Here is an 11,090-nt window from a genome sequence, read left to right as displayed (position 1 = left end):
CAGCCCGCTGCCGGCCGCCGCTCAGTACAGATCCGGAACGTACATGTGCTGGGGGACGGGGTTGCGTGTGTATTCTGGGTTGCGCGTGCGCTCGGGCAGCACGATGGCCGGGTGCTCTATCTCTTCGTAGGGCAGCTGGGTCAGCAGGTGGGAGATGCAGTTGAGCCGGGCCTTCTTCTTGTCCACGGCCTGCACAAGCCACCAGGGCGCCTCGGCGATGTGGGTGCGCTCCAGCATGGCTTCCTTGGCCTTGGTGTAGTCCTCCCAGCGGCGGCGGCTCTCGAAGTCCATGGGACTGAGCTTCCACTGCTTGAGCGGGTCGTGCACGCGGCCCAGAAAGCGCAGGTGCTGCTCGTCGTCGGTGATGGAGAACCAGTACTTCACCAGCGTGATGCCCGAGCGCACCAGCATCTTCTCGAACTCGGGCACGGAGCGGAAGAACTCCTCGTACTCCTCGTCGGAGCAAAAGCCCATCACGCGCTCCACGCCCGCGCGGTTGTACCAGCTGCGGTCAAAGAGAACGATCTCGCCGCCCGCAGGCAGGTGGGAGACGTAGCGCTGGAAATACCACTGCGTGCGCTCGCGGTCATTGGGCGCGGGCAGGGCGGCCACGCGGCACACGCGCGGGTTCAGGCGCTGGGTGATGCGCTTGATCACGCCGCCCTTGCCGGCCGCATCGCGGCCCTCGAAGAGGATGACCACCTTTTTCCTGTGGTGCTGCACCCAGTCCTGCAGCTTGACCAGCTCGCCCTGCAGGCGCAGCAGTTCGCGAAAGTAGGTCTGGCGGCTCACGGTGTCGGCACTGTCCAGATCGTCGCCACCGCTGCCCAGTCGGGCGTCGTCTATCTCCATCTCCAGTTCTTCGTCGTAGCTGTCGAGCAGATCGCGTTCGATGCGCTGCATCAGCGAATCATGGTGGTCGGGCAGAAGTTCGTCGTACATGGTGGGGAATCCGGGCGTCCAGGAGTTGGCGCCTGGGATGGTGGCGTGGATGTGTGACGCGGCTGTGACGGTGCGGCTGGGTGAATACCCTGGCACCGTTCGCCTTCCCGCCGCCTACAGCCACCCCGCCTTGCGGAACTTGTAGTAGAGCAGGCCGCAAACACCCAGCACGAACAGCAGTGCGGCCGGATAGCCGTATTGCCACTTCAGTTCGGGCATGTTCTCGAAGTTCATGCCCCAGACGCCGAAGAAGGCCGTGCAGATGGCGAAGATACTGGCCCAGGCTGCCAGCCGCTTGGTGACTTCGTTTTCCTCGATGGACACCATGGACAGGTTCACCTGGATGGCCGTGCCCACGGTGTCGCGCATGGTGTCGATCTGGGCGTTGATGCGGCCCAGGTGATCCATCACATCGCGGAAGTAGTCCCTGGAGCCCACGCAGATCTGGGGGACGCGCCCGCCGTTGAGCTTGCCCACGGCTTCCAGCAGGGGGGCCACGGCGTGCTTGAGGTCCATGGCGCGGCCCTTGAGTTCATACAGCTGCTTGATGTTGTCGCGTGCCGCGCCCTTGGTGAAGATTTGCTGCTCGATCTGCTCCAGCTCCACCTCCAGCGCATCGATGATGGGGAAGTAGCGGTCCACCACCGCATCCATCAGCGCATACAGCACAAAGCCCGAGCCGTGGCGCAGCAGCTCGGGCTCGCTCTCGCAGCGCTCGCGCACGCCCAGGAAGCCGCGCTTGCTGCGGTTGCGCACCGACAGCACATAGTTGGATCCCACGAAGACATCGACCTCGCCGTGGTTGAAGTGGCCGGGCCGCTCGGGCTCGGGCTCCAGCAGGTGCATCACGGCAAACAGCGAGCTGCCGTACTCCTCCAGCTTGGGCCGCTGGTGGCCGTGCAGCGCATCCTCCACGGCCAGGGCATGCAGGCCGAACTCCTGGCGCATCTCCTCCAGCTCGGCCGGCGTGGCGTCCGCCAGCGCCACCCAGACGAAGCAGCCGGGCCGCTCTATGTAGTTGCTGATGTCGGCGACGGGAATGTCCGCCAGCTTGGCCCCGTTTTCGTAGGCGACGCAGTTGATCAGCATGGGAGTTCCCTCGGTAATTCTGGTGCTGGTGATCCTGCCATAACGGGGGAGGGGAAAAAGCCAGTGGCCAAGGGTCCATCAAAACCAGCGGCAGCCCTGGTTTGCGCATCTGGTAACAATACGTGTATAACCTGTCACGACACTGCTGGGCGCCGCCCGGCGCTTGCGATCCAAGGACTTCGATGATCTTTCGCCAGTGGGGAATTGCGTTGGGTGCGTTGGGCCTGTCGGCCTTGAGCGGTGTATCTGCAGCCGGTGTGCTGGACAAGGTCCAGGCCGGTGGCGCGCTGGTGATTGCGCACCGGGAATCGTCGGTCCCCTTCTCCTATATCGACACGCGCAGCGGCAAGCCCGTCGGTTACGCGCTGGATCTGTGCCTTCGCCTGGCCGAGGCGGTGCGTAAGCAGACAGGCAGGAAGGACATGAAGGTGGAGTTCCTGATGGTCACGCCCGCCAATCGCATGGCCGTGATCGAGCAGGGCAAGGCCGACATGGAGTGCGGCTCGACCACGAACAACGCGCAGCGGCGCCAGACCGTGGCGTTCACGGTCCCCCATTTCATCACCGGCGCCCGGATGCTCGTGAAGGCCGAAAGCACCATCAACGCGATGGAGGATCTCAAGGGCAAAAAGCTGGTTTCCACCAAGGGCACTAGCCCGATGGCCCTGGTGACGCAGGCCAACAGGCAGCGCCTCATGGGCATCACCATTGTGGAGGCCCCCGATCACGCAAGGGCCCTGGAGATGGTGGAGAAGGGCGAAGCCGACGCGTTCGTGATGGATGACGTGCTTCTCAACGGGCTGGCCGCTGCACGGCCAGATCCACGCGCCCTGAAGGTGGTGGGCAAGTTCCTGTCCACCGAACCCCTGGCCATCATGCTGCCGAAGGCCGATACCGCGTTCAAGAAACTGGTCGATGAAGAGATGAAGCGGATCATCACCAGCCGCGAAATCCACCCTATCTACGAGAAGTGGTTCCTGCAGCCGATTCCACCCAGCTCCACGAATCTGAACCTGCCGATCAGCTACCTGCTGCGCGACTTCTGGAAGTACCCCACGGCGGACATTCTGCTGTAGGCCTGTCTGTGCAGCCGCGGCGCCGCATCGCTCAAGCCGCCAGCGCTTGCTCCCTTGGGCTGGCGGCTGGGGCACCAACTGCTCCCGTCCCCGCCAGCTCCCCCAGCCCGAAATGCCCGCGCAGCGTATGGCTGTCGTATTCCTCGCGGAACAGGCCGCGCTTGCGCAGCAGGGGGACGACTTCGCTGGTGAACAGCTCGAACTGCTGGTTGAGTATGGGCGGCATGACGTTGAAGCCGTCGGCTGCGCCGTGCTTGAACCAGTCTTCGATGATGTCGGCCACCTGTTCGGGCGTGCCGGCCACGGCCAGGTGGCCGCGGGCGCCGGCCAGGCGCTTGAGCAGGCCGCGCAGTGTGAGGCCGTCGCGCAGGCTGGTTTCCACGTAGCCCACGGCGCGGCTGCGGGAGGCTTCGACCTTGTCGGTATCGGGGAAGTCGTCGCGCGTGAGCAGGCGGTCCAGCTGCACGGCCGAGAAGTCGTGGCCGCCAAAGCGTGCGGACAGGCGGGCCAGGCCGACCTCGATGCTGGTCAGGCTGTCGAGCTCTTCCCAGACCTGGCGCGCCTCGTATTCGGTGGAGCCGATGGCGGCGCTGATGCCGGGCAGGATCACGATGTCCTGCGGGCGGCGGCCCAGCTGCTGCGCCTGTCCCTTGATGTCGGCATAGAAGGCCTGGGCCGATTCCCGCGAGCCGTGGGCCGTGAAGATGGCCTCGGCCCATTGCGCGGCAAAGGCGCGGCCGGACTCGGACTGGCCGGCCTGCACGAAGACGGGCCGGCCCTGCGGGCTGCCGGGCACGTTGAGCGGGCCGCGCGTGCGGATGTATTTGCCCTCGAAGTGGACGGGCTGGATCTGCGATGCGTCGAGGAACTGGCCGGCCGCCGTGTCGTCCAGCAGGGCGCTGGCCGGAAAGCTGCGCCACAGCGCATCGACGGCGGACACGAATTCCTCGGCGATGCGGTAGCGGTCGCCGTGGTCCACGTTGTCGGCCAGTCCGAAGTTCAGGCCCGCGTTGGGCGCCCAGGAAGTGACGATGTTCCAGCCCGCTCGCCCCTTGGACAGATGGTCCAGCGAGGCGAACTGGCGCGCCAGCGTGTAGGCATGGCTGTAGGTGGTGGAGGCGGTGCCGATCAGGCCGATGCGCTCGGTGCGCAGCGCCAGTGCCGTCAGCAGTACCAGCGGGTCCAGCAGGCCCGAGGTGATCTGCTGGCCGTTCTCGGGCCCGACCAGGCTGTCGGCCAGGAAGACGGCGTCGAATTTGGCGGCCTCGGCGATGCGTGCGGCATCGACGTACAGCTCCAGGTCGGTGAGCGCCTTGCGGTTGGCGCCGGGATGGCGCCAGGCGCCTTCATGGTGGCCGCGCGTCATGAGGAACAGGTTCAGGTGCAGTTGCCGAGACATGGGAGCAGTCCTTTGTTGTGTGGGTTGTTTCGCGGGCGGGGCCGGCGTCAGGCGATCTCTGTCTCGACGCCCAGGCTGCGCAGCAAGGTGGCGCGCAGCTGCATGAAGGCAGGATGGTCGGGGCGGCGGGGATGGGGCAGGTCCACGGCGTGGTCCTCGGCGATGCGGCCGTCCCTGAGCACCAGGATGCGGTCGGCCAGCAGCAGGGATTCGTCCACGTCGTGCGTGACGAGGATGACCGTGGGCCGTATGCGCTCGACCAGGCGCAGCAGCAGGCCGTGCATGCGCATGCGCGTGAGCGCGTCCAGCGCGCCGAAGGGCTCGTCGGCCAGCAGCACGTGCGGGTCGCGCAGCAGGCTGCGGGCCAGCGAGGCGCGCTGCTTCTGGCCGCCCGACAGCGTGGCGGGCCAGGCGCCAGTCTTGTCCTGCAGGCCCACGTCGTGCAGGATTTGCCGTGCTGCGGGCAGCACGGCGCGCGCGTCCAGACCCAGCGTGAGGTTGTCCAGCACCGACAGCCAGGGCAGCAGGCGCGCGTCCTGGAACAGCACGGACACATTGCCCTGCGCACTGGCCGCGCCGCTGGACTGCGCATGGCCGTCCAGCCCGGCGAGCGCGCGCAGCAAGGTGGTCTTGCCCGAGCCGGACTCGCCCAGCAGGGCCACGAACTGGCCCGGGGCAATGTCCAGGTCGATGGCGTCCAGCACGTTCTTGCCGCCAAAGCTGCGCGTGAAGCGCTGCAGCCGCACGGCGCCCGGGGTGGGGTGATGGCTCATGATCCCAGCGACCTCCGGTAGGACAGCACATGCGCCTCGATGCGGCGCACCACGGCGTCGGACAGCAGGCCCAGCAGGGCGTAGATGAGGATGCCCACCACGATCACATCGGTCTGCCCCCAGTCGCGGGCGCGGTTCATGAGGTAGCCGATGCCGGTCTGCGTGTTGATCAGCTCCAGCACCACCAGCGCCGTCCAGCACAGCGATACGGCAATGCGCAGGCCCACGAAGAAGCCCGGCAGTGCGCCCGGCAGCGCCACCTTGCGGATGAATTCGGCGCGCGACAGGCCCAGGGTCTGGGCCAGCTCCACATGGCCGATATCGATGCCGCGCAGGGCCGCGTGGGTGTTGATGTAGACGGGCACCAGCACGGCCGTGAAGATCAGAAAGATCTTCATGGACTCGCCAATGCCCAGCCAGATGATGGCCAGGGGAATCAGCGCCAGCGTGGGCACGGCGCGCTTGATCTGCACCAGGCCGTCGAGCAGGGCCTCGCCCGTGCGCGTCAGGCCCGAGGCCAGGGCCAGCAGCACGCCAGCCACCACGCCCAGCAGCAACCCGCTGTAGGCACGGCCTGCCGATGCCAGCAGGTGGGGCAGCAGGCTGCCGTCTGCCACCATGCCGTAGCCGGCGACCAGGGCCTGCGAGGGCGCGGTCAGCGTCTCGGGCGACAGCCAGCCCAGGCGCGAGGCCGCCTCCCACAGCACCAGCAGCAGGCCGGGACCCACCAGCAGCGCGCCCTGCGACAGGCGCGCGGGCACCAGTTGCACGGCGGCCCGGGGGGCGGGCGCGGATTGAGCGGTGGCTGCGGTGGCCGGTGCCAGACCGGCCGCGTTGATGTCCAGTTGCGCTTGCGTCATCGTGTGTTTTCTGGCCGGTTCATCGGTTGGCCACGATCACGCGGTCGTAGGTGGACACGAAGGAGCCGGCCGCATCCAGCCGCTGCGGCAGGCTGCCGGCTGCGTGCAGGATGTCGATCAGCTTCTGGTGGTGCGGCTGCGCCTCGGCGGCCGTCTGGAACAGCAGGTCGGACTGCGATGCCAGGATGGCCGCCGTGCTCTCCGCATCGATGCGCTGGAACTGCGTGTAGTAGTGGCGGCCCCATTCCTGCTCGTGGCCATTGCTCCACTTGCCTGCGCGCACAAAGGCGCCCAGGAAATCGACGATGGCCTGGGACTTGGCCGGGTCGGCCAGCACGTCGGGCCGTGCGTAGATGTACGAGGTGGCGGGCAGCAGCGTGCGCTCCTGCGGATCGGGCACGGGCCGCGCGCCGATCTGCTTGCCCAGGCGCGTGACATGGGGCTCCATGAGCACGGCCACGTCCACGGTCTTGGCGCGCAGCGCGTCGTTGAGTTCGGCCACGCGCAGGTTGACCAGCTTCACGTCGGCCAGCGTCAGGCCCGCGCGTGTCAATGCCTCGATCAGGAAGACCTGGCGGCCCGAGCCTTCCACATAGCTCAGGCGCTTGCCGCGCAGGTCGGCCAGGCGCTCTATGCCTGCATCGGCACGCTGCACCAGCCGGTACTGGGCGCGCTCGCGCGTGAAGGTGGCGATGATGGGCAGCTGCACACCGGCGGCACGTGCCTGGATGGGCGGCGTGTCGCCCACATAGGCAATGTCCAGCGCGCCTGCGCGTATGGCCTCGAAGATGGCCGGGCCGCCCGCGAAGTTGGGCAGCTCCAGCTGAAAGCCCAGGCGCTTGCGCTCGCCGCTGGCATCCAGCAGGTGGCGCAGCAGCTCGCTCTGGTCGGCGACGACCAATCGGGTCCTGGGGTCGGCCGCAGCCCGCGCGGCGGTGGTGGAAGCCAGGGCGGCAGCGGCCAGCAGAGAAGGGCCGGCCAGCAGGAAACGACGCTTGTTCACGCGCTCCATCCTCAAAAGATTGCAATGGGATGGATGCTAGTTAGCGTGCTTTAGTTGTGAAAATACCGATTCCGTATTTGCAAACGCGCGCCACGCACATGGGCGTGGCGCGGGGGGAGGTTCAGCCGAACACCGGGCGCATGAAGCTGCGCTCGTAGCTCAGGATGCAGCGCGTATCCTCCGCGTAGCGGAATGCGGCCTGGCACTCAGGATCCTGCATGGACTTGATGCGGTACTCCTCGTACAGCGCCATGCTGGGGAAGCTGAACATGGCCAGCGCCACATTGTTGGCACCTTCGGACGGCAGGAAGTAGCCGTGGTGCTTGCCGCCGAATTTCTCGACCAGAGGAATCCAGGTCTTGCCGTACTCCTCGAATTCCTTGGCCTTGAACGGGTCGATGATATAGCGCAGGTAGCAGGTGATCATGTCTGAAAAGAGAAAGGAAGCGAAGCCTAGAGTTTGAACGATGCCGTCAGGCGGGAGAGCTTCTCCGACTCCTGCTGCAGCACCTGCGTGGCGGCCGAGGACTGCTCCACCAGTGCGGCGTTCTGCTGGGTCACGCGGTCCATGTCGGTCACGGCGTGGCCCACCTGCTCGATGCCGGTGCTTTGCTCGCGGCTGGCCGAGGCGATCTCGGTCACGATGCCTGTGATGTTGCGCACCGTGGTGACCACTTCGCGCATGGTCTGCCCGGCCTGGTCCACCAAGGTGGCGCCGGCATCCACACGCTCCACCGAGGCCTGGATCAGCGTCTTGATCTCGCGCGCGGCCGAGGCGCTGCGCTGCGCCAGGGTGCGCACCTCGCCTGCCACGACCGCGAAGCCGCGCCCCTGGTCGCCAGCGCGCGCAGCCTCCACGGCCGCGTTCAGCGCCAGGATATTGGTCTGGAAGGCGATGCCGTCGATCACGCCGATGATGTCCACCACGCGGCGCGACGAGGTATTGATCTCGCCCATCGTGCTCACCACCTGGTCCACCACGGCGCCGCCGCGCTCGGCCACCGCGCAGGCGCCCGAGGCGATCTGGCTTGCCTGCTGCGCGTTTTCCGCGTTCTGGTGCACGGTGGCGGTCAACTGCTCCATGGACGCCGCCGTTTCCTCCAGCGAGCTGGCCTGCTGCTCCGTGCGCTGCGACAGGTCCAGGCTGCCCGTGGCAATCTCGCCGGCCGAGCGGTGGATGATGCCCGCCGTGTCATGGATGCGCGTCACCAGTTGGCGCAGCTGCTCGCTCATGCGCTGCACCGCCGCGATCACGCTGCCTTCCGGTGCGTGCGAAGCCCCCTCCAGCCCGGTTTGCGACAGATCTCCGGCGGCGATGCGGTTGGCGATCGCTGCCGCCACGGCCGGCTCTCCGCCGATGGCCTGGAGCACGCTGCGCGTGGCCATCCAGGCGATCAACGACAGCAGTGCGCCCAGCACCGCCAGCGCCGCCACCGACTTGATGATGGTGGCGATGAAGGCCTGCTGGATGTCGTCCACATAGTCACCCGCGATCAGGTCCCAGTTCCAGGAGGTGGATCGCTTGGCATAGGCCAGCTTCTCGCTGGGCTCCTTCGCGCCGGGACGGGGCCACCAGTAGGTGAGGTAGCCGTTGCCCTGGGCAGACGCGCCCACGGCGGCAATGCTGCGGTAGAGGTAGCTGCCCTTGGCGTCCTGGAAGCCGGCCATGTTCTTGCCGTTGATGCCCGGGCTTGCGGGGTTGTTCAGCACCACGGAATCCGTCGTGATGCTGGTGATGTAGCCCGCACCACCGGCATAGCGCAGCTGCCCCACGCGGGCAATGGCCGTGGCCTTGGCGTCTTCTTCAGGCAGCTTGCCGGCCTTGGCCTCTGCCGCAATGGCGGCAATCAGGCTGTCTGCCGAATCGACAAAGTCCCGCAGCGCCTGCTGCCGGGCCTCATAGGCCTTGCTGCGTGCCTGGTAGGCGTTGAACAGGGTCAGCGCAAGCAGCGCCAGCAGGCAGAAAACCAGCGGAGCCAGCAGTTTCTGGCGAAGGGACAGGGCAGGCATGGAAGCGGGTTCGAAGAAGAGGCAGGGACGCCGTGAATGCTACAGAAACTTCCTCTTTGGTTTCATGTGTTTACAAATTTTTCCGCGCTCGCAAGGTGTCGGCGCGGTCCCGTTTCTGCGGAACCTGTCCTGCCGCTGCCAACCTCGGCACCAGCGCGCGCACCGCACTGCCAGGCTTGCGGTCCATCACAAGGGAGAATCACCCCATGCAAGAAACTCCGTCCCCCGCCGCCCAGCCCCGCAATCCGCTGCACGGCGTCACGCTCGAAGCCATCGTCCGTGCACTGGAGGCCCGCTATGGCTGGCCCGACCTGGCACGGCAGGTTCCGGTGCGCTGCTTCACGCTGGACCCCAGCGTCAGCTCCAGCCTCAAATTCCTGCGCAAGACGCCCTGGGCGCGCGAGAAGGTGGAAGCGCTCTATCTGGACATGCTGCGCAAGGACAGGCGCAGGCCCGCTTCCACAGACTGAAGGCGCAAGCCGGATGCCACCGGACAAGATGTCCAGTGCGCAGGCACAGGCTGTGCCTATCATCGGCACCGTCTCTGATCCCGCAACCCTTTCAGACACCACCATGACCCAGAGCCAGAACCCTGTCGCCGTGATTGCCTCCGCCATGAAGACGCACGGCATCGTGCCTGCGGATTTCGACATCGCCACCATCGAGGACGAGTACGCCTTGATGGCGGCACTGCGCCAGCACACCAAGGCCGCCCAGGTCAAATTGTTCGATGGCGGCATTGGGGAAGACAACGAGGCCGACGAAGACTACGTGGCCCTGCTCAAGCGCTTCGCCAAGGCTTGCGGTGGCGCCATCGGCTATGAGGGCATCGAATCCGGCATGGAGGGCGACACTGTCACGCTGCGCTTCCAATCGGGCGGCCAGGAACACAGCTGGTCCTTCGAGCAGGACGGTGACCGCGTCAGCGAGGAATTCCTGGACTTCATCATTGACCACTCCAAGTCCTGCACGGCGGGGGAGTTCATCAATCTGCTGGACGAGAACTCGCTGCTGACAGGCTTTGTGCCCAAGGACATCTCCAGGCTGCTGTACGAGCACGACATCGTTTACTGAGTGCGGACGGCGGTGGCGGCGCGCGCGCCTCGACTTCACATCACGCGCACGCCCAGCCCGCCCACCAGCTCGGCAGCCTGCTCATGCGAGATCAGGCTGCCCTTGAAATGCTGGCTGAGCGAGGCAATCGTCAAGCCGCGCAAGTCCGCCGAGCGCAGGTCCGCGCCATCGAACCGGGCATTCTTGAGATGGGCATCGCGCAGGCTTGCCTTGTGGAAAACGGCATCGCGGAAATCGCAGCCGGCCAGATCGGCATCGCTGAAGTTCAGGCCCTCCAGCGTTTTCTTGCGGAAGGACATGCCGCGCAGATCGGCACCAATCAGCAGGGACTCATGAAAATCAATACCCAGGGTTTGCGCACCGCCAAACCTGGCGCCGGTCAGCTTGACTTCAAGAAAGCGCGCTGAGGCCAGCTTGGCCAATTCCCAGTTGGTGTTGTTCAGGTCGCTCTGGCAAAACAGGGCATCCGTCAGGTTGGCCAGCCGAAAATCGGCGCGGCCCGCCTTGCAATGCAGCCAGCGGGTGCCGGCCAGTTGGCAGCTTTCAAAGCAGGTGTCGGCAAAACTGCACTCCACAAATTGTGCGCCCTGCAAATCGAGTTGATAGAGATTCAATCCATCGAATTCGCATTGCTCGAAACCCAGGCCATGAGAGGCTTCTTGTTTCAATAGCTCCGACAAACGGTCCTCATCAAAAATCTGATTGACGATGGTTTTTGTGGAAGGCGTTGTTTGCATGGTCAATATCAGGCATGGCGTATTTCAGAAAGGCTGGGCAGTGTATGGCCTTGCCGCGCCCAGATGTGAAATGCCCTTGGGATTTTCCAAGGGCATGCATTGCGCAGTTTGACGGATGAGAAAACCT

The 11,090-nt window shown here is 65.8% G+C and carries 12 protein-coding genes; 3 read left to right on the top strand and 9 right to left on the bottom strand.

Annotation, left to right across the window (positions count from 1 at the left end):
- Positions 1-21 precede the first annotated feature (21 nt).
- Positions 22-942, bottom strand: coding sequence for a polyphosphate kinase 2 (gene ppk2 / locus ACUTR7_RS17495; protein ID WP_230355235.1), 921 nt, complete (start codon positions 940-942; stop codon positions 22-24).
- Between the two features lie 114 nt (positions 943-1,056).
- The gene (gene corA / locus ACUTR7_RS17490) at positions 1,057-2,031 is read right to left on the bottom strand and encodes a magnesium/cobalt transporter CorA (protein WP_012206223.1); all 975 of its coding nucleotides are present in this window, start codon (positions 2,029-2,031) and stop codon (positions 1,057-1,059) included.
- 182 nt (positions 2,032-2,213) lie between these two features.
- On the opposite strand from corA, the gene ACUTR7_RS17485 reads away from it, so the two are divergent.
- A complete protein-coding gene (locus ACUTR7_RS17485) occupies positions 2,214-3,107 on the top strand; it encodes an amino acid ABC transporter substrate-binding protein (protein WP_013801845.1) in 894 nt (297 codons plus the stop codon).
- 31 nt (positions 3,108-3,138) lie between these two features.
- Here ACUTR7_RS17485 and ACUTR7_RS17480 read toward each other — a convergent pair whose 3' ends face one another.
- From ACUTR7_RS17480 to ACUTR7_RS17455, 6 genes are all read right to left on the bottom strand, one after another.
- Positions 3,139-4,506: an LLM class flavin-dependent oxidoreductase gene (locus ACUTR7_RS17480; RefSeq protein ID WP_445609405.1), complete on the bottom strand. Its 1,368-nt coding sequence runs from the start codon at positions 4,504-4,506 to the stop codon at positions 3,139-3,141.
- Positions 4,507-4,553: 47 nt separating this feature from the next.
- A complete protein-coding gene (locus ACUTR7_RS17475) occupies positions 4,554-5,279 on the bottom strand; it encodes an ABC transporter ATP-binding protein (RefSeq protein WP_445609404.1) in 726 nt (241 codons plus the stop codon).
- Complete coding sequence (locus ACUTR7_RS17470; RefSeq protein WP_199959417.1) at positions 5,276-6,139, bottom strand: ABC transporter permease; 864 nt, start codon at positions 6,137-6,139, stop codon at positions 5,276-5,278. The genes ACUTR7_RS17475 and ACUTR7_RS17470 overlap by 4 nt, the downstream gene beginning before the upstream one ends.
- Positions 6,140-6,158: 19 nt before the next feature.
- Complete coding sequence (locus tag ACUTR7_RS17465; protein ID WP_445609403.1) at positions 6,159-7,151, bottom strand: ABC transporter substrate-binding protein; 993 nt, start codon at positions 7,149-7,151, stop codon at positions 6,159-6,161.
- A 112-nt stretch (positions 7,152-7,263) separates the two neighbouring features.
- On the bottom strand, positions 7,264-7,569 hold the full coding sequence (locus ACUTR7_RS17460) for an NIPSNAP family protein (protein WP_012206218.1): 306 nt from the start codon (positions 7,567-7,569) through the stop codon (positions 7,264-7,266).
- 26 nt (positions 7,570-7,595) lie between these two features.
- The gene (locus ACUTR7_RS17455; protein WP_445609402.1) at positions 7,596-9,152 is read right to left on the bottom strand and encodes a methyl-accepting chemotaxis protein; all 1,557 of its coding nucleotides are present in this window, start codon (positions 9,150-9,152) and stop codon (positions 7,596-7,598) included.
- Positions 9,153-9,358: 206 nt separating this feature from the next.
- Between ACUTR7_RS17455 and ACUTR7_RS17450 the strand changes: the two genes are divergently transcribed.
- Positions 9,359-9,622, top strand: coding sequence for a VF530 family protein (locus ACUTR7_RS17450; protein ID WP_445609401.1), 264 nt, complete (start codon positions 9,359-9,361; stop codon positions 9,620-9,622).
- A gap of 103 nt (positions 9,623-9,725) precedes the next feature.
- Complete coding sequence (locus ACUTR7_RS17445; RefSeq protein WP_445609400.1) at positions 9,726-10,226, top strand: hypothetical protein; 501 nt, start codon at positions 9,726-9,728, stop codon at positions 10,224-10,226.
- 35 nt (positions 10,227-10,261) lie between these two features.
- Here the strand turns inward: ACUTR7_RS17445 and ACUTR7_RS17440 are convergent, their stop codons facing one another.
- Positions 10,262-10,963, bottom strand: coding sequence for a pentapeptide repeat-containing protein (locus tag ACUTR7_RS17440; protein WP_043821199.1), 702 nt, complete (start codon positions 10,961-10,963; stop codon positions 10,262-10,264).
- Between the last annotated feature and the right edge of the window lie 127 nt (positions 10,964-11,090).

The sequence above is a fragment of the Delftia sp. NA_296.1 genome, from assembly GCF_052692095.1.
The sequence above is the reverse complement of the archived record's forward strand: the minus strand, read 5'-3'. Positions and strand labels throughout refer to the sequence as shown.